21 protein-coding genes and 2 pseudogenes are annotated in these 20,180 nt (G+C 69.4%); 16 read left to right on the top strand and 7 right to left on the bottom strand.

The features are described from left to right. Positions 1-170: 170 nt before the first annotated feature. Positions 171-290 (bottom strand): annotated as a pseudogene (locus ACFCV8_RS13915) (IS5/IS1182 family transposase); the annotation flags it as partial. Between the two features lie 71 nt (positions 291-361). Between ACFCV8_RS13915 and ACFCV8_RS13910 the strand changes: the two are divergent. Further along, positions 362-511: pseudogene (locus ACFCV8_RS13910) on the top strand (IS5/IS1182 family transposase); the annotation flags it as partial. A gap of 46 nt (positions 512-557) precedes the next feature. Here the strand turns inward: ACFCV8_RS13910 and ACFCV8_RS13905 are convergent. Next, positions 558-1,619, bottom strand: coding sequence for a DUF5937 family protein (locus ACFCV8_RS13905; protein ID WP_376685549.1), 1,062 nt, complete (start codon positions 1,617-1,619; stop codon positions 558-560). A gap of 6 nt (positions 1,620-1,625) precedes the next feature. Here ACFCV8_RS13905 and ACFCV8_RS13900 point away from each other — a divergent pair, with 6 nt between their 5' ends. Then, entirely contained in the window at positions 1,626-2,876 is a 1,251-nt protein-coding gene (locus ACFCV8_RS13900) for an MFS transporter (protein WP_376685548.1), read from the top strand. A gap of 430 nt (positions 2,877-3,306) precedes the next feature. Here ACFCV8_RS13900 and ACFCV8_RS13895 read toward each other — a convergent pair. Then, positions 3,307-4,115, bottom strand: a protein-coding gene (locus ACFCV8_RS13895) for an IS5 family transposase (RefSeq protein ID WP_376685572.1) whose coding sequence is annotated in 2 segments (ribosomal slippage) — positions 3,307-3,776 and positions 3,776-4,115 — 810 coding nt in all. Because the reading frame shifts where the segments join, the coding sequence is not laid out codon by codon here. 457 nt (positions 4,116-4,572) lie between these two features. Here ACFCV8_RS13895 and ACFCV8_RS13890 point away from each other — a divergent pair. Then, the gene (locus ACFCV8_RS13890) at positions 4,573-5,847 is read left to right on the top strand and encodes a cytochrome P450 (RefSeq protein WP_376685547.1); all 1,275 of its coding nucleotides are present in this window, start codon (positions 4,573-4,575) and stop codon (positions 5,845-5,847) included. 213 nt (positions 5,848-6,060) lie between these two features. Here the strand turns inward: ACFCV8_RS13890 and ACFCV8_RS13885 are convergent, their stop codons facing one another. Next, positions 6,061-6,447, bottom strand: coding sequence for a winged helix-turn-helix transcriptional regulator (locus ACFCV8_RS13885; protein WP_376685546.1), 387 nt, complete (start codon positions 6,445-6,447; stop codon positions 6,061-6,063). A gap of 153 nt (positions 6,448-6,600) precedes the next feature. Here ACFCV8_RS13885 and ACFCV8_RS13880 point away from each other — a divergent pair, with 153 nt between their 5' ends. Continuing rightward, positions 6,601-8,019: an MFS transporter gene (locus ACFCV8_RS13880; protein WP_376685545.1), complete on the top strand. Its 1,419-nt coding sequence runs from the start codon at positions 6,601-6,603 to the stop codon at positions 8,017-8,019. A gap of 123 nt (positions 8,020-8,142) precedes the next feature. On the opposite strand, the gene ACFCV8_RS13875 is transcribed toward ACFCV8_RS13880, so the two are convergent. Further along, the gene (locus ACFCV8_RS13875; protein WP_376685544.1) at positions 8,143-8,541 is read right to left on the bottom strand and encodes an ATP-binding protein; all 399 of its coding nucleotides are present in this window, start codon (positions 8,539-8,541) and stop codon (positions 8,143-8,145) included. Positions 8,542-8,658: 117 nt separating this feature from the next. Between ACFCV8_RS13875 and ACFCV8_RS13870 the strand changes: the two genes are divergently transcribed. Both ACFCV8_RS13870 and ACFCV8_RS13865 read left to right on the top strand, forming a co-directional pair. Next, entirely contained in the window at positions 8,659-9,483 is an 825-nt protein-coding gene (locus tag ACFCV8_RS13870) for a helix-turn-helix domain-containing protein (protein WP_376685543.1), read from the top strand. Then, complete coding sequence (locus ACFCV8_RS13865) at positions 9,467-9,733, top strand: DUF397 domain-containing protein (RefSeq protein WP_376685542.1); 267 nt, start codon at positions 9,467-9,469, stop codon at positions 9,731-9,733. The genes ACFCV8_RS13870 and ACFCV8_RS13865 overlap by 17 nt, the downstream gene beginning before the upstream one ends. 139 nt (positions 9,734-9,872) lie before the next feature. Here ACFCV8_RS13865 and ACFCV8_RS13860 read toward each other — a convergent pair whose 3' ends face one another. Next, positions 9,873-10,487, bottom strand: coding sequence for a hypothetical protein (locus tag ACFCV8_RS13860; RefSeq protein WP_376685541.1), 615 nt, complete (start codon positions 10,485-10,487; stop codon positions 9,873-9,875). 189 nt (positions 10,488-10,676) lie between these two features. Here ACFCV8_RS13860 and ACFCV8_RS13855 point away from each other — a divergent pair, with 189 nt between their 5' ends. The 5 genes from ACFCV8_RS13855 (at position 10,677) to ACFCV8_RS13835 (ending at position 14,389) form a co-directional block, all read left to right on the top strand. Then, a complete protein-coding gene (locus ACFCV8_RS13855) occupies positions 10,677-11,288 on the top strand; it encodes a GNAT family N-acetyltransferase (RefSeq protein WP_376685540.1) in 612 nt (203 codons plus the stop codon). Between the two features lie 12 nt (positions 11,289-11,300). Continuing rightward, positions 11,301-11,732, top strand: a complete 432-nt coding sequence (locus ACFCV8_RS13850; protein WP_376685539.1) for a hypothetical protein — start codon at positions 11,301-11,303, stop codon at positions 11,730-11,732. Between the two features lie 85 nt (positions 11,733-11,817). Further along, entirely contained in the window at positions 11,818-12,564 is a 747-nt protein-coding gene (locus tag ACFCV8_RS13845) for an ABC transporter ATP-binding protein (RefSeq protein WP_376685538.1), read from the top strand. Beyond that, entirely contained in the window at positions 12,561-13,817 is a 1,257-nt protein-coding gene (locus tag ACFCV8_RS13840) for a hypothetical protein (protein WP_376685537.1), read from the top strand. Before ACFCV8_RS13845 ends, ACFCV8_RS13840 begins: the two co-directional genes overlap by 4 nt. Beyond that, on the top strand, positions 13,814-14,389 hold the full coding sequence (locus ACFCV8_RS13835) for a hypothetical protein (RefSeq protein WP_376685536.1): 576 nt from the start codon (positions 13,814-13,816) through the stop codon (positions 14,387-14,389). The genes ACFCV8_RS13840 and ACFCV8_RS13835 overlap by 4 nt, the downstream gene beginning before the upstream one ends. A 50-nt stretch (positions 14,390-14,439) precedes the next feature. Here ACFCV8_RS13835 and ACFCV8_RS13830 read toward each other — a convergent pair whose 3' ends face one another. Then, the gene (locus tag ACFCV8_RS13830) at positions 14,440-15,102 is read right to left on the bottom strand and encodes a pirin family protein (RefSeq protein WP_376685535.1); all 663 of its coding nucleotides are present in this window, start codon (positions 15,100-15,102) and stop codon (positions 14,440-14,442) included. A gap of 130 nt (positions 15,103-15,232) precedes the next feature. Between ACFCV8_RS13830 and ACFCV8_RS13825 the strand changes: the two genes are divergently transcribed. From ACFCV8_RS13825 to fabF, 5 genes are all read left to right on the top strand, one after another. Further along, positions 15,233-16,432: a PucR family transcriptional regulator gene (locus ACFCV8_RS13825; RefSeq protein ID WP_376685534.1), complete on the top strand. Its 1,200-nt coding sequence runs from the start codon at positions 15,233-15,235 to the stop codon at positions 16,430-16,432. Positions 16,433-16,521: 89 nt separating this feature from the next. After that, positions 16,522-17,436: an ACP S-malonyltransferase gene (locus ACFCV8_RS13820; protein WP_376685533.1), complete on the top strand. Its 915-nt coding sequence runs from the start codon at positions 16,522-16,524 to the stop codon at positions 17,434-17,436. Between the two features lie 10 nt (positions 17,437-17,446). After that, positions 17,447-18,478 (top strand): ketoacyl-ACP synthase III, encoded by a 1,032-nt coding sequence (locus ACFCV8_RS13815; protein ID WP_376685532.1) that lies wholly within the window; start codon positions 17,447-17,449, stop codon positions 18,476-18,478. Between the two features lie 63 nt (positions 18,479-18,541). Further along, positions 18,542-18,790 (top strand): acyl carrier protein, encoded by a 249-nt coding sequence (locus tag ACFCV8_RS13810; protein WP_376685531.1) that lies wholly within the window; start codon positions 18,542-18,544, stop codon positions 18,788-18,790. A 77-nt stretch (positions 18,791-18,867) separates the two neighbouring features. Beyond that, the gene (gene fabF / locus ACFCV8_RS13805; RefSeq protein WP_376685530.1) at positions 18,868-20,133 is read left to right on the top strand and encodes a beta-ketoacyl-ACP synthase II; all 1,266 of its coding nucleotides are present in this window, start codon (positions 18,868-18,870) and stop codon (positions 20,131-20,133) included. Positions 20,134-20,180: the final 47 nt, after the last annotated feature.

Below are 20,180 nucleotides of genomic sequence, written 5' to 3'. Positions count from 1 at the left end.
ACGGGCGGTGGTGATCGCGGCGGCGGGAGCGGTGAAGGACCCGCCAGGCGGCTCGGCCGCTCATTCCCCCGGCCCTCCACCAGTCCGGTGGCGTCGGGGCGCCGGTGGGGCGCCGCCTTCGAGCCGGACGGCGCGTACCTCCACTGCCCGCCCGCTGCTTACTGATCGTTTCAGAAAGCGGTTCGGAGTCGTATCAAGCAGATGATGCTGCAGGCGAGTTGGAGCAGACCGAGATGGAGGTCGGCGCGTATCTCGTAGCGGATCCGTAGGCGTTTGAACTGGTGCAGCCATCCGGTTGGGTCGGCCGCACGGAACAGGACTCGCCCCACGGCGAGCACCTCACCACGCGGCCGACCCAACCGGATGGCTGATGCTTCACCGCCGACTGGCCCGAGACTACGAAACCCTCCCCACCCGCTCCGAAGCCGTGATCCACCTTGCCATGACAGACCTCATGTCCCACCGCCTCACCGGCGAGACCACCGACTCCTGGCACGACCGGGCAAAGTAAAATCAACCGCCGATTCCAGGATGAAACAACGGGAGAAAACGACCTCTCAGGTCGGTGTCTCAGGCAGCTGGCCATCTACCAGGGCATGTCCCAGGGCCGTGCGCAGCGACGTGGTCTCCCGGCCGTTGCGTCGGCTGACCACCAGGCCGGCCGCCCGCAGAAGCGTCAGGTGTTGTGACACCGCGCCGGGGGTGATTCCCAGGCGATCGGCGAGTTCGGTCACGGTCGCCGGATGCTCCAGCATGCAGAGCAGGCGGGCGCGGTTGCGCCCCAGCAGCGCCTTGAGTGAATTGCCCGATGGGGTACGGGGCCGCTGCCGCAACGAGCCGAAACCCCGAGCCGGGTAATAGAGCGCGATCCGGTGCGGGGTATACCTCAAGTAGACGTCGGGCCATACGAACGCCGAAGGCACGAACACCAGGTCGCGATCGCTCGCGGTCCGGGCGGTCGCCCGCGCCGGATCACCAATGACGATCGAGCCGGAGACCCATCGGACTGAGTCGTGCAGCCTGGGCACGACATGAGGGAGGCCGAACTCGACCAGTTGCCTTGCGCGCCATTCGAGGTCGCCTTCTAGTACACCCTCAAGCCGGGACCATATCGGCGCGATCACGGCGTCGTGGCAGACTGCGAGCCGTTCGGCGAGCAGCTGGCACGTTTCCTCGGGCCGGTCGGCGACCGCGCGGAGGTCCGCAGGGAGTTCGTGCGGCCCGAAGGCCGCATCGAACGCGGCGCGCACACGCACCGCAGGGGTGGCGATCACAGCGTCTATCTCGGTGCCGATGGAGACTGAACGCAGGCCAGGCGTGACCACAAGAAACTCCGGGATCTCGGTTCCGGAGGTCAGTAACCGCAGAAGGAGCCGGAACCACCAGTCGTCCCGCAGATCCGCGAGGCGATCGTCGGCCCAGGCTGCCCACTGCGCGTGCACGGTCTGGCGTCGGGGGCGGGCGACGGCGCGGAGGCCGGACACCGTTTCCCACAGCGGCGACACCGAGAAGCGCGCTCCTTCGGCGACTCGGCCGGTGAGCGCGACCGCCTGCTGTTGCGCACTCGACTGTTTAGCCACAGATGAAATATACGGGGGCGTGCCGGGCTCGGGGATCATGCGCGTATGGGGAGCATCGTCGCGCGACCATCGGCTTGGCGGAAGCTGCAGGGAATCGCGCTGTGCGCATCGGGCGCGGAGGGGCTGCTGCTCGCGGCGCTGCCGGTGATGGCCGTGTCCCTCACCGCCGATCCCAGGAGCGTCTCGCTGGTGACGGCGGCGAGTCAGGCGCCGTGGGTGGTCCTCCCCTTGGCTGTCGGCGTGCTCATTGACCGTGCCCGCAAGTCGTCGTTGCTCGGTGTCTCGCTGGCCGTGCAGGCTGTCGCGTACCTGGGCCTCGTGGCAGCCGTCCTCATGGGCGCGGCATCGCTGTCGGTGTTGATGGCCGCGGCGTTCGTGCTCGTCGCGGGGCAGGTGGTCGGGGAAGGTACGCGCGGTGCGCTCGTGCCGTGGGTGGTGGGGCCAACCGGTCTGGACGCGGCGAACTCACGGCTGCTGTTCATCGATGTGGGTGTCGTCCGTTTTCTGGTCCCGCCTCTGGCCGGTTTTCTCGTGGTCTGGAACCCGGTCTCCGTGGGCTGGGCGGCACTTGCCGCATCGGCGGTCGCGTTGTCGCTCTCGACACGGCTGCGGACTCCGGATGCGCAGCCTCCGGTCACACGCCTGCGCCCGGTGCACGAGGTGAAACTGGGCCTGCGCTATCTGTTCGGCAACCGGCTGCTCCGGTCGATCACAGTCGAGGTCTCGGCCGCGTCGTTCGCCTGGTTCATGGGGTACGCGACGCTTGTGCTCTACGTCGAGCGGGTCCTTCATCTCGATCGCTGGTGGTACGGCGTGCTGTTGGCCTGCATGGCCGTGGGGTTCGCTGCCGCGGCCCCGTTCTCGGGCCGGATCATCGCCCAGCTCGGCTATCCGGTGACGATGCGGGCTGCGATCGCCGGTGAGGTCATCTGCAAGCTGTTGCTCGGATTCGTACCGGCGCACTGGGTCTCGGTGGGCGCGGTACTGGCCGTTCACTCATTCGTGACGTTCTTGTGGAATGTCGGCTCCCAGTCGAGCAGGCAGCGGTTCACTCCCCCGGAGCTGCTGGGGCGGGTGCTAACCAGCCACCGGGCTCTCTCATGGGGTGTCGCGCCGCTCGGTGCGGCGGCAGGCGGGCTGGCCGCGGCCGCGTGGGGGCTCGACACCGTATGGGTTGTCGCGGCCGCCGCTCAGACCGTGGGCATCGCGCTGGTGTGGCGTAACCTCTCAGCTCGCGCGTTCGACGAGGCCCGTCTCCCCTCCTCCAGCGAAGGCGATCACGCCAAAAGGCCGTGACGCGTACACAGTCGAAATATGCGCACCGTCGAAACGGGGCTGCGCCACCCGTAGCCGCATACGGGCGAAGAGGGAAGATTCCCGAATTCCAGAGAAACAGTTCCACCGGGGTCCTTTTCCTCCATCACTAGGTGTCGAGCAGGAGCGCTTTCGCCCCCGCCTCCAATACCTGAATTCCGCTGCACTCGGGCTGCCATCGACCGACGCCCTGTTCAGAATATCCGTGGATGCCTACAGAAATACCCCAATACCCCTCTCCGATATTCGAAGCGAGGGGAAGTCCACTGAAACAGGACACAGCTCACAGGGGTCGCACTGGCCGAAACTCAATCAGCATCAATTCGCTCAAGTAACACTGAAAAATCAGCCACTCTTTATCGCCTCACTTCGATTGCTTGACGTACGCATGACCCTCGACTTAAAGATCATTTCAGAATGACTTTCGAAGGCGCCGGAGGCAGATGATGCTGCAGGCGAGGTCGAGTAATCCCTGATGGAGATCGGCGCGTCGCTCGTAGCGGGTGCGGAGGCGCTTGAACTGGTGGAGCCAGGCGAAGGCGCGCTCTACGACCCAGCGCACCCTGCCGAGTCCGAAACCGTGGGCGACGCCACGTCGGGCGATCATCGGCTTGATGCCGCACTTCCACAGCAGGCGGCGGTACTTGTCGAAGTCGTAGCCCCGGTCGGCGAACAGCCGTCGAGGCCTGCGGCACGGGCGTCCTCGTAGTCCTCGGATCGGCGGTATCGCGTCCAGCAGGGGCAGCAGCTGGGTGACGTCGTGGCGATTGCCCCCGGTGAGCGTCACGGCGAGCGGGGTGCCACAACGGTCCACGATCACATGGTGCTTGGAGCCAGGTCTGGCCCGGTCGACAGGCGAGGGGCCGACATGATCCCCCCTTTGAGGGCCCGGACGTGCGAGCCGTCCACGGCGCAGTCGTCCAGGTCCAGCAGGTCCGCGCGGCGCAGTTCGGTCAGCAGTGCGGCGTGCAGGCGGGGCCATACACCGGCCTCGGTCCAGTCCCGCAGCCGGCGCCACGCCGTGACTCCCGAGCAGCCCACGGCCTGCGCGGGGACATCGCGCCATGCGACACCGGTCCGGAGCACAAAGATGATGCCGGCCAGGGCCACCCGGTCTGGGACTCGTAGTCGCCCGGGGTGGCGGTGGCGTCGTTCGGGAGCGGGCGGCAGCAGCGGAGCCACCCGCTCCCACAGGTCATCCGGAACAAGATCAACAGGCAGTCGAACAGCCTGCCAACCAAGATCGTCGAGCACAAGGGTGCAGCTCAACTCATTTTGAAACGATCAGTTAGACGTACCGGAGCTAGCCGGCCTGGCAGCGGACCCGGGGCCGCTGCCCGAGCACCCGCGACCGGCCCTGGACGCCGGAGGGACCACGCGGTCGTGGCAGACGCACCGGACGCGCGGCTCCTCCGAACCGCCCCGAACCCGCCGCTGCGACTCGACGTCCGACAGCCGGCGGTTCCGGAACGGCTTCGGACTCGGAATCGGACTCGGACTCGGACTCGTGACTCGGACTCGTGACTCGGGTGATGCCGCGTGGATCACGGGTGCCAAGGGCGCGTCCGACCGGGCAAATGCATTCCTTCGAGCGGATTGACGTCCGTGGCGGCGAGCCGGTGCGGTCCGGCCGCCATGCTGCCGGTACGGAAGGACCGTCCGTTGGGAGCACCCCGCCATGACGACACAGGACCCCGCCGCCACCGAATCCGACCACGAGCCACTGGACCTGGCCGATCAGGAGCTGGTCCGCGATCCGTTCACCGCCTACGCACCCGTCCGTGAACGCGAGCGGATGGTGCGGGGGCGCGTGCAGGGCGTCGACCCCATGTGGGTCGCCACCCGTCACGACGACATCCGCACGATCATGAGCGATCCCGCCTTCACCATCGACGCCGCGACCGTCCCCGGTGCCCCGGTGGCCCACCGCACCGAGCAGACCTGGCAGGCCCGCGGCATGTACGCGGGGTACGAGAACTACCTGCGCGCCGGAATCTTCGACTCGGACGGCACCGACCACCGCCGCCTGCGCGGTCTGGTCACCGCCGCGTTCTCCCCGGGCCGGGTGGCCGCGCTGCGTCCCAGGATCGAGGAGATCGCCGCCCGCCTGCTCGACCGCCTGCCGGATCACGCCGAGGACGGCGTCGTCGACCTGATCGAGCACTTCGCCCGGCCGCTGCCCATCACCGTCATCTGCGAACTCATCGCCGTCCCCGAGGCCGACCGCGACCGCTGGCGGCATCGGAGCGCCACGCTGGCCGCCGGCACCTGCGGCGAGGAACTGGGCGGCGCGCTCGCCGGGATGGTCGCCGACGCCCACGAACTCGTCGACCTCCACACCGCCCACCCCGGCGACGACCTCATCTCCGAACTCCTCGCACCCCACCACGACGACCGGCTGAGCACCGACGAACTCGTCGCGCTCATCACCACCCTGGTCGTCGCCGGGCACATCACCACCGTCAACCTCATCGCCAACAGCACCGAAGCGCTCCTCGCCCACCCCGACCAACTGGCCCTCCTGCGCGAGGACCCCACCCTCATGCCCTACGCCGTCGACGAACTCATGCGCTTCTGCGGCCCCGTCGTACGGGCGCTGCCCCGCTACGCCACCCGTGACACCACGGTCGGCGGCACCCCGGTGTGCGCCGGGGAAGCCGTCCTGCCGATCGTGTCCGCGGCCAACCGCGACGCCGCCGCCTTCACCGAACCCGACCGCCTCGACCTCGCCCGCACCCGCCGCAGCAGGGAGACCCACCTCGGGTTCGGGCACGGCGCCCACCGCTGCCTGGGCGCGCACCTCGCCCAGGAGGAGACCGCCGTCGCCCTGGCCGCGCTGTTCGCCCGGGTGCCCGGCCTGTGCCTCGCCACCGATCCGCGGGATCTGAACCGCGGCACCAACCCGGTCAACTGGCACCTGAAGGAGCTCCCCGTACGCCTGCACGCCGGGTAGGTCCGGGCCGCCTCTCCACCGCGCCCCGTGTCCGCCTCGCCCGGCCGATACGGGGCGCGGCGCCGCGCTACGGCCCAGGAGGAACCGGTCGGCCCGCTCCGCGGCCTTGCCCGATCGCCGGGCCACCATTCCCGTGACCCCCGGTACCGCCTCGGCCCCGGAGCGTCCGCCAGTACGTGATCGTCCGGCGCCTGCCGGGGTCCCTCGCAGGCGTCAGGAGGCCGGTGCGGTGGCGTCGTAGGCGGCGCGGGCGGCGGTGATGTCGGCGCGGTGGCGTTCCGCCCAGCCGACGAGTCCGGTGAGGCTGTCATGGAGTTCGCGCGCCATGGGCGTGAGGCTGTACTCCACCTTGGGCGGCACGGTGGGGTAGACGGTCCGGATGAGCAGGCCGTCGCGTTCCAGCTTGCGCAGGTTCAACGTGAGCATGCGCCGGCTGATGCCCGTAATGGTGCGTTCCAGCTCGGTGAACCGGATCGGTCCGTGCGCGGCGGCGACGAGGATTCCGATGCTCCACTTGCCCGCCACATGGTCGAGGACCTCGGTCAGTGGGCACGCCTCGTTGCTGATCCGGTCGGACACATCGGTGTGACTGCGTGACATGAAAGTGCCTCCTTCCGCCGCGCGCCATGGTTACAGAGGATGACCGCTGTAACAAGTCGTGCACCATTGGAAGGGGTCCCTGTGCGGACAACCGACTCATCAGCACACACATCACGTTGGTCGGCACTGGCCGTACTGTGCGCCGGGCAGTTGATGGTCATCCTCGACGGGACCATCGTGAACGTGGCGCTGCCGTCCATCCAGCGGGACCTCGGTTTCTCCTCGTCGGACCTGGCCTGGGTGGTCAACGCCTATCTGGTCCCCTTCGGTGGTCTGCTGCTCCTCTCCGGACGGCTCGGCGACCTCGTCGGGCGCAAGCGCGTCTTCGTCGCCGGTCTGAGCGTCTTCACGGCCGCCTCGCTGCTGTGCGGCCTGTCCCAGGGCCCGGCGATGCTGCTGGCCTCCCGGTTCGTCCAGGGCATCGGCGGCGCGGTGACCTCCGCTGTCACTCTCGCCATGGTCGTGACCCTGTTCCCGCAGCCGAAGGAGCGGGCGAAGGCCATCGGCGTCTACAGCTTCGTCCAGTCCGCGGGTGGTTCGATGGGCCTGCTCGCCGGCGGCGCCCTGACGCAGACCATCAGCTGGCACTGGATCTTCTTCGTCAACGTCCCGATCGGCATCGTGACCGCCCTGCTGGCCGGACGCGTGCTCGCTCGCGAGCGCGGTGTCGGCCTCGGCAAGGGGACCGACGTCGTGGGCGCGCTCCTGGTCACATCCGCGCTGATGCTCGGCGTCTACACGATCGTCGAGACCACCAACCGCGGCTGGACGTCCGCACACACGCTGGGCTCCGGCACCGTGGCACTCGTCCTGCTCCTGGCATTCGTCGCCCGCCAGGCGAAGGCGCCTCACCCGCTCCTGCCGTTGCGTGTGTTCCGCTCGCGCAACGTCTCGGGAGCGATGGTCATCCAGGCCCTCATGGTGGCCGGGATGTTCAGCTTCCAGTTCCTGTGCGTGCTCTACCTGCAGAAGGTGCTCGGCTTCGACGAGATACACACCGGCCTCGACATCTTCCCGGTCCCGGTCGCGATCGGTGCGCTGTCCCTCGCCCTCTCGCCCAGGCTGATCGCGCGCTTCGGCCCCCGCGCCGTCCTCCTTCCAGGACTCTCGCTCATCGCGGCCGGTCTCGCCGTGCTCGGCCGCGTACCGGCGGACGGGAGCTATGCCGTGGACGTCCTGCCCGCGCTGCTGCCACTCGGCATCGGCTTCGGCCTCGCGATGCCGTCGCTGGCCACGCTTGCGATGTCAGCGGCCACGCCCCAGGACTCGGGGACCGCCTCCGGCATGTTCAACACCATGCAGCAGATCGGCAGCGCCTTCGGCCTCGCAGTCCTCAGCACACTCGCCACCTCGCACACGGATGCCCTCCTGGGCGACGGGGCAAGCACCACCTCGGCACTCACGAGTGGTTACCAGCTTGCCTTCCGCATCGGCTCCGGCCTCGTCGTCGTCGCTCTCCTCCTCGCCGCCACCCTGCTGCGCCCCCGCTCCAGCTCCAGCTCCAGCTCCAGCTCCACGGCGCAACGTCCAGCGGCCGAGAAGGAGCCGGTCGCCGAGAACGCCACGCGCTGACCGGGCGAAAGTTGAGCCGGTGCCGGGCCGCCGAAGGGGCGGCACGGCGTCACACCGGGCCCGTACGTTCAACGGCGCGAGGTACGGGCGGGAGCGGGCAGGGACGGGGGCGAACCGTCCGGGTCAGCCGTCGGACGGGCGGCGGGCGCACTCGAACCAGACCGTCTTGCCGCGCCCGTCCCGGCGGGGCTCGACGCCCCATCTGTCCGTCAGCGCCTCGACCATCACCAACCCCCTGCCGCCCTCGTCGAGTTCGTCCCGCACCACCAGGTACGGGAGGGCCGTGGACTCGTCCGCCACCTCCACCCGCACTCCCCCGTCCGGCAGGCGGAAGATGAACGTCTGGCAACGACTGCCGGGCACATGGCGCACGACGTTCGCGATCAGCTCGGTCAGCGCCAACTCGGCCCCGTCCGCCACGTCCAGCAGCCCCCAGCCCTTGAGGTAGAGGTGCAGGATGTGGCGGAGGTGCCGGGCGGAGTGCTCACTCACCGCGAAGTCGGTGCGGTAAGTCGCCTCCATGCTGTCCAGTCGGGGTGAAATCGCGTGATTCATGTCACCAGAATGCAGTGGTTTGATTACGGTCGGCTACGTACGGAAACGAACGCCGCGAGGCGTTGACCGCCGGAGGTGCCCGCCGTGGCCAACATTCAGTCGCTCGATCCCAACGCCTCCCCGCTGAGTTACTACGGCTGGGAGCTGCGCCGCCACCGCGAGGCCCTCGGATTGAAACAGGGTCAGCTCGGTTCGCTCATGTACTGCACGGGCTCGCTCATCGGCCAGATCGAGACCACGAAGAAGGTGCCCACCCGCGATTTCTCCGAGCGGGCGGACGTGGCGCTCAAGACGGACGGTACGTTCTCGCGGCTGATCGGACTGGTGCTGCACAGCCAACTGCCGAGCTGGTTCCAGCCGTACGCCCAGATGGAGGCGTGCGCCGAGTACATCTCCACGTATCAGGCGCAGGTGGTCTACGGGCTGTTGCAGACGCCGGAGTACGCGCGGGCCGTGCTGGCCACCGGCCGGCCGGCCGACCTCGAAGCCCTGGTGTCGGCCCGGATGGAGCGCCAGCGCATCCTGGAGCGGGAGAAGCCGCCGCTCGCCTGCGTGGTGCTCGACGAGGCCGTACTGCGTCGGCCGATCGGCGGCCGGGATGTCATGCGGGGGCAACTCCAGCGCCTGTTGGACGCCTCCGACCACCGCTGGATGCAGATCCAGGTACTGCCCTTCGGGGTCGGTGAACACGCGAGTCTGGCAGGATCGTTCACCTCGATGCGCTTCGAGGACGACCCCGACATCGTGTACACCGAGGACGTTATCTCTGGTCACGCGACGGCCAACCCGGACACCGTCAGGGAGGCCGCGCTTCGTTACGCTAACTTGCAGGCCGCCGCCCTCTCCGTCGAGGACTCCGCGGCGCTGATCGACCGCGTGATGAAGGAGTGTTATGGAGACCCGTCCTGAACTGAAGAACGCGCGGTGGCGTAAGTCCAGCTACAGCGGCAACACCGGCGGCGAGTGCGTCGAGTGCACCCTCACCGGCAGCACCGAATGGCGCAAGTCCAGTTACAGCGGAAGCACCGGTGGCGAGTGCGTCGAAGTCATCGACGGGCTGCCGTGTGCCGTGCCCGTGCGGGACAGCAAGAATCCTGACGGCCCCGTCCTGACCATCGGGGTCCGCGCCTGGCAGTCCTTCGTGGACGGGATCCGCTGAGGCGACCGGAAGAATCCGTACGGACAGGGGTCCGGGGCCGCGTGGCCCCGGGCCCCTCGTTGTACCGGTCGGAACCATGGCCCATCCGGCAGGGGCGGACCTACACTCCTCGGCCCCGGAAGAAACCGAGGCACCGCTCCTACTCCGCGGCCTTGTCCAGCCGCCAGCCCACCATTCCCGTGACCCCCGGAACCGCCTCTGCCCTGATCACGGCCGTGGTCGTCGGCGCCGTGAAACGCTGGTGGACCGGAGCCCCGTCGCAGTCGATCCTCCGACGGGCACGGTCCACGCCCGTCACGGACAGAACGACCTGCCCGGTTCCGGCGCAGGCGACCTCGATCCCGTACGAACGCCCCCGCTCCAGCTCCGGTTCGGTGTGGAACCCGTCACCGGCACGCTCCAGGCCGGATTCGACGAAGAGCGGGCCGGATTCGCCGGGCTCCTTGGTGCCGAGGGTCTGCTGCACCTGCTCACCGAGCTTCTTCTCGGTGGGACCGGACGCCTTCGCGGAAGGTTTCCGCGACTGTTCCGCAGCGCGCTCCGAAGCCGTCGCCCCCTTCGGAGCGACGTCCTCGCCGGTGCACCCGGACATCAGGGCGACGGACAGCGCTGTGCCGCAGACCGCGAGAACGGGACGAGGCAGCCTGAGCCGCCCCCTCATGAACGAGTCCGCCCGGAAACGCCTGCCGACCTCCTTGGTGGGGAGCTTCGCCGTCCCCGAGCCGACTTCGGCCTCGGCCCCGGCCTCGGCCATGAGAACGCTGGCGTTGACATCGATGTTTCCCCCTGCGGAAAGCTGAGTCGGCTGGTCAGGTCCCTGCACAATCTAGGCAACTCCCGCCCCCTTCTTCCCAGGTTTCACTCAGGTGATCCGATCAACTGGTGCTTTTGCACCGGCCGCCCCATGGCCCCTGCGGCAGGGGCGGACCTACACTCCTCGGCCATGGCCGACATAGTCCGCGCGACCGCCGCCGACGTCCCCGCGCTCGCCGCCGTGCTCGCCAGTGCGTACGCCGAGGACCCCGTCTGGAGCTGGCTGATGCCGCGCGACCGGGACCGGCGGCTGCGGCTGCTGTTCACCGCGCATCTGGCCCAACAGGTCCCGGCCGGGCGGGTGTGGACCGATCCGGAACGCACCGTCGCGGCGGTGTGGGCGGAGCCCGGGGCCTGGAAGCTCCCGGCAACGTACCTGCTGCGGAACGCAGGGCCGCTGCTGCGCGCGACCCGGGCCCAACTCCAGCGTACCGCAGGGCGGTTGTTCACCATGGAGCACCGTCATCCGGCCGGTCCCGAGCACTGGTACGTGGAGTACATCGGCACCCGGGCCGACGCGCGCGGGACCGGGCGCGGGGCGCGGGTGCTCGGCGGGCTGCTGGCGCGGGCGGACGCGGACGGGCGGCCGGTCTTCCTGGAGTCCAGCAACCGCCGCAACCTCACCTTCTACCAGCGGCACGGGTTCGCCGTGCACGAGGAGATGGCCTTCCGGTCGGGTCCGCCGATGTGGTCGATGTGGCGGCGGGACGAGCGAGGCGCGGAGCCCGGATCAGGCCGGTAGTTCCCAGCACACATGAGACCCACACTCCTGACTACCCTGTGCGAGCCCAGCCGCCGCATAGCCACCGTTGCACTGGGCACCGTCGCCGCTCTCGGCATGCTCTCCGCGCCTGCCCAGGCATCGACCTACAACAGTCACCTGACGGGGGCAGGTCCGGGCTTCGAATCCACGCGCTGGAACGACAACGGTGGTGCAACCAACATCAAGTTCACCGGCTGCACGGACGACTACAGCAACCAGCGCGTCTCGGTCCGCCTCCGCAAGGACACCTTCGGGCCGGACCCGTCCTACACGAACGCTTCGTTCACCCAATGCTTCGTCAGCAGCTCGTCAACCTCTTCTGGAAACTGGGACGACCACGGCTCCGGCGAGTACTACTTCGTTGTCAACGATGCCCTGGTGGGCGTACACGTCTGGGTCAAGTCGCTGACCGTAACCTACTAAACACCGTCCCTCCTTCGGAGCTGCACGCCGCGCCGCACGGGTTCGGCCCCGAAGGAGGGCTCCTCTTTCTGCCCCAAGGGACCCCATGCCCCTGCACTACCAGTCCTGCACCTTCCGCTACGGCAGCAGGTCACGCCCGATCCTCGACCATCTGGACTTGGCGTTCTCGCCCGGCCACACCGTCCTCCTCGGCCCCAACGGAGCGGGCAAGAGCACCCTCCTCTCCCTCGGCGCCAGCGCCTTGATCTCGCACTCGGGAAGTGTTCAGTACGGGGGGCTGGATCCGGCCAACCGCAAACACACACGGGAATACCGAAGCAAGGTCTCCTGGCTGCCACAGCATCCAGGGTTCCTTCCCGGACTGACATGCAGAGAGCACGTGGCTTACGTGGGCTGGCTCAAGGGCATGCGGGAACGCGACGCCTGGCACGCCGCGATGGGCGCGATCGAACGAGTCGGACTCGTCGAAAAGGTCAACAGCAAGATCAAGACGCTGTCCGGTGGTCAGCAGCAGCGGGTAGCAATCGCTCAGGCGCTCGTTCACGATGCTGAGCTGCTTCTCCTCGACGAGCCGACGGTCGGGCTCGACCCACAGCAACGTCGCCGCCTTCTGGACCTGTTGGCCTCTCTTCGTGACAAAGTCCACGTGATCGTCTCCACTCACGACATCGGTGACCTTGATGACGCATTCGATGAAGTCGTGGTCCTCGAATCAGGGAGATCGAGGTTCAGGGGAACGGTCAGGGAATTCGCCGACCGTGCCGCCCCGGAGTGTGCACCTGGAAGGCGCCTTGAGAGCGCCTACGCGTCCCTTCTGGAGGCGGCCGAGTGATCACCTGGGCGAATCTCCGTGCTTCGGCCGCACCCTGGCTCGTACTCCCCATCCTTGTTTACGCCGCTCTGTACATCGATGACGCCACCTTCACCGCACCGTCCGGATACGGGGTCGAATCCGGTGAGCTGGTCGCACACGCTGTCGCGGTCATCGCCCCGGCGGTAGCGGCGGCCGCGGCCTGGGAGGCCGGGCGCCATCGCCTGCTGGCCGCCTTGACTTCCACTGGGCAACGCAGTGCGGCGCGGCAGCTCTTGCGAGCCGTCACGCCGGTTCTGATCCTCCTGTTCGTGCTGGTCCTCGGAGCGCTCGTCGTGGCCCGCAGAGCAACGGGGGTGCTGCCCGGCGGCGAAGCCGGCTGGCTGGCCGTGGCACACCTGATAGTGCTGTCCCTCGGCTGGATGGTCATTGGTTGGTGTCTCGGACTCATGGCTCCCAGGAGCATCGCGGCGCCCTCTGCAGGTGTGGTTTGCTGGGCTTGGCTGTCCATGCCGCACGCGATGTCCAATTCCTGGATGCGTCACCTGGGTGGCTTCATCGATGGACTGTCGACCGTCACCGATGTGGTCACCCCCGCCGTCTACGTAGTGCCATGGTGCTTTGTCGCCGGACTGGCACTCGCCTTCTGGCTCCTGGCCCGGATCCGTCAACGTGTCCTGGCAGTGGTCATCGCGTGTGCCGTGGTGGCGGTCACCTTCGTCGTCGGCCGCGCTTCGGTGATCGACTGGGGCTTCCAGAATCCGACCAGCCCGCGCAACGTCGCAGTGGTTTGCGTCGGGCAAGCACCGAGGGTCTGCGTACCACCGGAGTACGAGCCCTACGCCGGGCAGCTGCGGCAAGACGCCCTGTCCCCGCTCGCACGTCTGAAGAGCGCCGGGGTAGTCGCCCCTGCGGAGCTGCGCATCGCTTCGGCGGATGTCGCGCTCAAGCCCGGCACGTGGCCTTTGTTCTGGTCGCCGCCTCCACGCGGAGGCACTCAGGAACCTGCCGAGTACGCCGCGAACCTAGCGGAATCCGCCGTGACCGGAACCGCGGCGCTCGCTGGTGTGCGCGACTGCCGACAGCCCGGCTCCACCCCCGCCGCCTGGGCTGCGCTGGTGACCGGCGTGGACGAGCAAGGCGTGAAGACGGCTCTTCCCCCCGCGGAGTGGTCAACGCTCCAGAAGATCCGCCGGCTTCCCGCTGCCGAGCAGGCCGACTGGTTCGCCAAGGCGGCCGCTGATCAGAAGCACTGTGGCGAGGTCCTCTCGTGAACCGCTACGCCACTGCCGTGCGCCGCTGGTGGGCAGGGCCTTCGGCACTCGTCCTGCTCGTAGTGGTGTGCTGGTCCGTCGGGGCGAGCGAGGTCCCCGTCCCGAGCCTGACCGGGGCCACGGGCAGCTCCCAACTCGCCTACTTCACGCCCGTCCTGATCGTCATCGCCGTCATGTACTGCCTGGACCGCCACCTGGGCAATGCCGAGGCCACAGCAGTCCGGCCCATCCGCCGGTTCGACCGGAGCGCTGTCGTCCTCACCGCGGCCTTCGCCCACCTTGCCGGGCTGGTGGTGGGAATGGACATCGCCCGCAACGTCACCCTTCTGCTCGCTCTCGGGCTTCTCACACGCCGCCTCGCCAATGAAGCCACGGCGGCAGGGGTGGCGCTGATGTTCCTCATCATCAACCTCATCCTCGGCCGCGCCTACAGCCCGGACGGTCAGAGGGCTCACACCTGGTGGGCCGTCACCCTCTACCCGTCGGACAGCGTGGCAGCGTGGTTGGCGGCGGTCGCTCTCTTCCTGCTCTCGCTCACACTGGCGTTTCCGCGAAACGCGGTTGCGCGCTGACCTCGCCGACGGCACCTGGGCGCCGAGATGCCGGCCCAAGGACGGACAGCTCAGGCCGGAAGCTCCCAGACCAGGAACTCGGTCCCTTCCGCGTCGGCCGCCAGCTCCGGGGACGGCTCGTCGCTGATCCGTACCGAGTCGCCGGGCCCCAGCTCCTCACCCCCGAGCCGGACGGCGCCGGACACGATCTGGACGTACACCTTCGGCGCGTGCGGCAGCACGACCCGCTCCCCCGGCGCCGGACGGTGCACGCGGAGCAGCGCCCCGGCGGCCGGGAGGGCGTACGGGGCGTCGGCGCCGGCGAGGCCGGGGACGATGGTGTACGCGGGCTCGCCGCCCGGTTCGAGGGGGGCCAGCCACATCTGGATGAACGTCAGCGGGGTGTCGCCGTCATTGCGTTCGACGTGGCGGACGCCGGAGGCGGCGCTGAGGTGCTGGAGGTCGCCGGGTCGTACGCGGGAGGCGTGGCCGGTGGAGTCGCGGTGGGTCAGCTCGCCCTCGACGACCCAGGTGACGATCTCCGTATGGCTGTGCGGGTGCTCCTCGAATCCGGCGCCGGGCTCCAGCCGTTCCGTGTTGCAGGCCATGAGCGGGCCGAAGCGCAGGTTGTCCGGGTCGTAGAAGCCGCCGAAGGAGAAGGCGTGCCGGGACAGGATGCCTGCGTCCTGGTCCCCGCCCTGGTATCGGTCCTCGGCGCGGTGTACGGAGATCACCGGGCCCACGGTAGCCCGCCTCCGGGCTTCCGCCTCCACCGGCGGGGCGGGCCCGCCCTCTACCCGTCGGTACGACCCGCGGCCGCCCCGGCCCACCGTGCCGGTCGCCGGATGAGGCAATCTTGTCTGCGTGCCCCGACCCGATCCTGAGCAGCCCGATGCCCACGCCGCCCACCTGCATGCGGCGACCCTGAAACGCCTGGAACAGTCCTCCGGCCGGCTCGCCGCGAACGCCATCGCCCGCATGGACGAGTCGCTGCCGTGGTACCGGGCGATGCCACCGGAGAACCGGTCCTGGATCGGCCTGGTGGCCCAGGCCGGTATCGCGGCGTTCACCGAGTGGTTCCGGCATCCGGAGACCCCGCAGGCGATTTCCACCGATGTGTTCGGGACGGCTCCGCGCGAGCTGACCCGGGCGATCACGCTGCGGCAGACCGTCGAGATGGTGCGGACCACGATCGAGGTGATGGAGGCGGCGATCGAGGAGGTCGCCGCGCCCGGCGACGAGTCGGTGCTGCGCGAGGCGCTGCTCGTCTACGCCCGGGAGATCGCCTTCGCGACCGCCCAGGTGTACGCGCAGGCCGCCGAGGCGCGCGGCGCCTGGGACGCCCGCCTGGAGTCGCTGGTCGTCAACGCGGTGCTCTCCGGCGAGGCCGACGAGGGCGCGGTGTCGCGGGCGGCGGCGCTCGGCTGGAACAGCCCGGAGCACGTGTGCGTGGTGCTCGGCACCGCCCCGGACGGGGACAGCGAGCTGACCGTGGAGGCGATCCGGCGGGCCGCCCGGCACGCGAAGCTCCAGGTCCTGACCGGGGTGCTGGGCAACCGGCTGGTGGTCATCGCGGGCGGCAGCAGCAACCCGCTGCACGTGGCGAAGGCGCTGATCGGCCCGTACGCGGCGGGCCCGGTCGTGGCCGGTCCGGTGGTGCCGGACCTGCTGGCGGCCACCCGGTCCGCGCAGGCGGCGGCGGCCGGGCTCAAGGCGTCCGGTGCCTGGCAGGACGCCCCCCGGCCGGTCCTCGCGGACGACCTGCTGCCGGAGCGGGCCATGGCGGGCGACCCGGCCGCGCGGGATCAGCTGGTGGAGGAGATCTACAGACCGCTCGAAGAAGCGGGTTCCGCACTGCTCGAAACACTGAGTGTCTATCTGGAGCAGGCGAGCAGCCTGGAGGGCGCGGCGAGAATGCTCTTCGTCCACCCGAACACCGTGCGCTACCGGCTGCGACGTGTGACGGACGTCACCGGATGGTCACCGTCGGACGTCCGCTCGGCCTTCACGCTGCGGATCGCCCTGATCTTGGGGCGCTTGGCCGCCCGAGATCCACAGTCCTAGACTTTTGTCGGACCTCAACAATTACCCCTACCGTTCTTCGTCCCTGTCCCCACGGGCCTTCCGGACCGTTCACAAGAGAGAGTGTGAGGGTGCTCGTACTCGTCGCTCCCGGCCAAGGCGCTCAGACGCCCGGCTTCCTGACTCCCTGGCTCGACCTCCCCGGTGCCGCCGACCGCATCAAGGGCTGGTCCGACGCCATCGGGCTGGACCTCGCCCACTACGGCACCGAGGCCGACGCGGAGGCGATCCGCGACACCGCGGTGGCGCAGCCGCTGCTGGTCGCCGCGGGCCTGCTGTCCGCCACCGCGCTCGGCGCGTCCCCGGCCGTCGTCGCGGGCCACAGCGTCGGTGAGATCACCGCCGCCACGCTCGCCGGGGTCATCGGCGACGAGGACGCGCTGCGTCTGGTCCGTACCCGTGGGCTCGCGATGGCCGAGGCCGCCGCGGTCACCGAGACCGGCATGGCGGCGCTGCTGGGCGGCGATCCCGACGTGTCGGTCGTGCACCTGGAGAAGCTGGGGCTGACCCCGGCCAACGTCAACGGCGCCGGCCAGATCGTGGCCGCGGGCACCGCCGAGCAGATCGCCGCGCTGGTGGCGGCCCCGCCGGAGGGTGTGCGCCGGGTCGTGCCGCTCAAGGTCGCCGGTGCCTTCCACACGCACCACATGGCCCCCGCCGTCGAGCGGCTGCGCGAGGCCGCGGCGGAGCTGACGCCCGCCGACCCGGCCGTGACGTACCTCTCGAACGCCGACGGGAAGGCCGTCGCCAGTGGCGACGAGGTTCTTTCGCGCCTGGTCGGGCAGGTCGCCAACCCGGTCCGCTGGGATCTGTGCATGGAGACCTTCAAGGAGCTGGGTGTCACGGCGCTCATCGAGGTGTGCCCCGGCGGCACCCTCACGGGGCTCGCGAAGCGTGCGCTGCCCGGCGTGAAGACGCTCGCGCTCAAGACCCCCGACGACCTCGACGCGGCCCGTGCTCTCATCGCCGAGCACGCGGGCGCCTAAGGAGCGAGACATGTCGAAGATCAAGCCCAGCAAGGGCGCCCCGTACGCACGGATCCTCGGGGTCGGCGGATACCGGCCGACCCGGGTCGTGCCCAACGAGGTGATCCTCGAGACGATCGACTCGTCCGACGAGTGGATCCGCTCGCGCTCGGGCATCGCCACCCGCCACTGGGCCTCCGAGGAGGAGACCGTGGCCGCGATGTCCGTGGAGGCGTCCGGCAAGGCCATCGCGGACGCCGGGATCGCGCCCGAGCAGATCGGTGCCGTGATCGTCTCCACCGTCTCGCACTTCAAGCAGACCCCGGCCATCGCGACGGAGATCGCCCACCTGGTCGGCGCGGGCAGGCCCGCCGCCTTCGACATCTCGGCCGGCTGCGCGGGCTTCGGCTACGGGCTGACCCTCGCCAAGGGCATGGTCGTCGAGGGTTCCGCGGAGTACGTGCTGGTCATCGGCGTCGAGCGGCTGAGCGACCTCACCGACAAGTCGGACCGTGCGACGGCCTTCCTGTTCGGTGACGGCGCCGGAGCCGTCGTCGTCGGCCCCTCCAAGGAACCGGCCATCGGCCCGACCGTCTGGGGTTCCGAGGGCGACAAGGCCGAGACGATCAAGCAGACCGTCGCCTGGGACGAATTCCGTTCCGGCGACGTCCTCCAGCTGCCGCTGGACGCCGAGGGGAACGTCAAGTTCCCCGCCATCACCCAGGAGGGCCAGGCGGTCTTCCGCTGGGCCGTCTTCGAGATGGCGAAGGTCGCCCAGCAGGCGCTGGACGCGGCGGGGATCTCCCCGCAGGACCTGGACGTCTTCATTCCGCACCAGGCCAACATGCGGATCATCGACTCGATGGTGAAGACCCTGAAGCTGCCGGAGAACGTCACCGTCGCCCGCGACGTGGAGACCACCGGCAACACCTCCGCCGCCTCGATCCCGCTCGCCATGGAGCGGCTCCTGGCGACCGGTCAGGCGAAGAGCGGCGACACCGCGCTCGTCATCGGCTTCGGGGCGGGTCTCGTCTACGCCGCGACGGTCGTTACTCTCCCCTAGGCACACCGGGCTCTTTGGCCCCGACAGCCCCAACCTGCAACTAAACCTCTAAGGAGCGCCAAAATGGCCGCCACTCAGGAAGAGATCCTCAAGGGCCTCGCCGACATCGTCAACGAGATCGCCGGCATCCCGGCCGAGGACGTCCAGCTGGACAAGTCCTTCACCGACGACCTGGACGTCGACTCGCTGTCCATGGTCGAGGTCGTCGTCGCCGCCGAGGAGCGCTTCGACGTCAAGATCCCCGACGAGGACGTCAAGAACCTCAAGACGGTCGGCGACGCCGCCGACTACATCCTCAAGCACCAGGCCTGATCCGGTCTGCTCCTGTGTCGCCACCCGGCGGTGGCGCCGCTGATTCACGACCCTCTACACGTGGAGAAGATTTTCCAGTGAACTCGACCAATCGCACCGTGGTCGTCACCGGTATCGGCGCAACCACTCCGCTGGGTGGCGACTCGGCGTCGACCTGGGAAGGTCTGATGGCCGGTCGTTCCGGCGTCAAGCCTCTCGAGGGCGAACGTTTCGCCGAGCTGCCCGTCCGGATCGCCGCCCTCGCGGCCGTCGATCCGGGCGACGTTCTGCCCCGTCCGCTCGCCCGCAAGCTGGACCGCTCGGCGCAGTTCGCGCTGATCGCGGCCCGCGAGGCGTGGGCCGACGCCGGTTACACCGGCAGGGCCGGCGACGAGGACGACAAGGTCCGGCCCGAGCGGCTGGGCGCGGTCATCGCCTCCGGCATCGGCGGCGTGACCACCCTGCTCGACCAGTACGACGTGCTCAAGGAGAAGGGCGTACGCCGCGTCTCCCCGCACACCGTGCCCATGCTCATGCCCAACAGCCCGGCGGCCAACGTCGGCCTGGAGGTCAACGCCCGCGCCGGTGTGCACACGCCGGTCTCGGCCTGCGCCTCGGGCGCCGAGGCGATCGGGTACGCCGTCGAGATGATCCGCACCGGCCGTGCCGACGTGGTCCTCGCCGGCGGCACCGAGGCGGCGATCCACCCGCTGCCCATCGCCGCGTTCGCCAACATGATGGCGATGTCCAAGAACAACGACGAGCCCGAGAAGGCCTCCCGCCCGTACGACACCGGCCGCGACGGCTTCGTCCTCGGCGAGGGCGCCGGGGTCGTCGTCCTGGAGTCCGCGGAGCACGCCGCCGCGCGCGGCGCCAAGGTCTACTGCGAGGTGCTGGGCCAGGGCCTGTCCGCCGACGCCCACCACATCGCGCAGCCCGAGCCGACCGGCCGCGGCATCGCCGCCGCGCTGGAGAACCTGCTGGAGAACTCGGACCTCAAGCCGTCCGAGGTCGTGCACCTCAACGCGCACGCCACCTCCACCCCGCAGGGCGACGTCGCCGAGCTGAAGGCCCTGCGCAAGGTCCTGGGCGACGACCTCGACCACGTCGCGATCTCCGCCACGAAGTCGATGACCGGTCACCTCCTCGGTGGTGCCGGTGGCATCGAGACCGTCGCGACGGTGCTGGCGCTGGTCAACCGGACGGCCCCGCCGACGATCAACGTGGAGCGGCTCGACGACGACGTCGAGGCGGACATCGTGCGCGACACGCCCCGGCCGCTGCCGGAGGGCTCGATCGCCGCGATCAACAACTCGTTCGGCTTCGGCGGGCACAACGTGGTGCTGGCCTTCCGCAGCGTCTGACCCGCACGCCGTTCGGCGTACCGTACGACCGAGGCCCGCCTCCCCGC

The organism is Streptomyces sp. NPDC056347 (genome assembly GCF_042262625.1).
Lineage (GTDB): Bacteria > Actinomycetota > Actinomycetes > Streptomycetales > Streptomycetaceae > Streptomyces.
This window is presented reverse-complemented; position numbering and strand designations above follow the sequence as displayed.

Bases quoted from the DNA above. Each gene is read 5' to 3' on its own strand.
- ACFCV8_RS13905 (WP_376685549.1), bottom strand. From the start codon at position 1,619: ATGATCCCCGAGCCCGGCACGCCCCCGTATATTTCATCTGTGGCTAAA.
- ACFCV8_RS13900 (WP_376685548.1), top strand. From the start codon at position 1,626: ATGGGGAGCATCGTCGCGCGACCATCGGCTTGGCGGAAGCTGCAGGGA.
- ACFCV8_RS13890 (WP_376685547.1), top strand. From the start codon at position 4,573: ATGACGACACAGGACCCCGCCGCCACCGAATCCGACCACGAGCCACTG.
- ACFCV8_RS13885 (WP_376685546.1), bottom strand. From the start codon at position 6,447: ATGTCACGCAGTCACACCGATGTGTCCGACCGGATCAGCAACGAGGCG.
- ACFCV8_RS13880 (WP_376685545.1), top strand. From the start codon at position 6,601: ATGGTCATCCTCGACGGGACCATCGTGAACGTGGCGCTGCCGTCCATC.
- ACFCV8_RS13875 (WP_376685544.1), bottom strand. From the start codon at position 8,541: ATGGAGGCGACTTACCGCACCGACTTCGCGGTGAGTGAGCACTCCGCC.
- ACFCV8_RS13865 (WP_376685542.1), top strand. From the start codon at position 9,467: ATGGAGACCCGTCCTGAACTGAAGAACGCGCGGTGGCGTAAGTCCAGC.
- ACFCV8_RS13860 (WP_376685541.1), bottom strand. From the start codon at position 10,487: ATGGCCGAGGCCGGGGCCGAGGCCGAAGTCGGCTCGGGGACGGCGAAG.
- ACFCV8_RS13855 (WP_376685540.1), top strand. From the start codon at position 10,677: ATGGCCGACATAGTCCGCGCGACCGCCGCCGACGTCCCCGCGCTCGCC.
- ACFCV8_RS13850 (WP_376685539.1), top strand. From the start codon at position 11,301: ATGAGACCCACACTCCTGACTACCCTGTGCGAGCCCAGCCGCCGCATA.
- ACFCV8_RS13845 (WP_376685538.1), top strand. From the start codon at position 11,818: ATGCCCCTGCACTACCAGTCCTGCACCTTCCGCTACGGCAGCAGGTCA.
- ACFCV8_RS13815 (WP_376685532.1), top strand. From the start codon at position 17,447: ATGTCGAAGATCAAGCCCAGCAAGGGCGCCCCGTACGCACGGATCCTC.
- ACFCV8_RS13810 (WP_376685531.1), top strand. From the start codon at position 18,542: ATGGCCGCCACTCAGGAAGAGATCCTCAAGGGCCTCGCCGACATCGTC.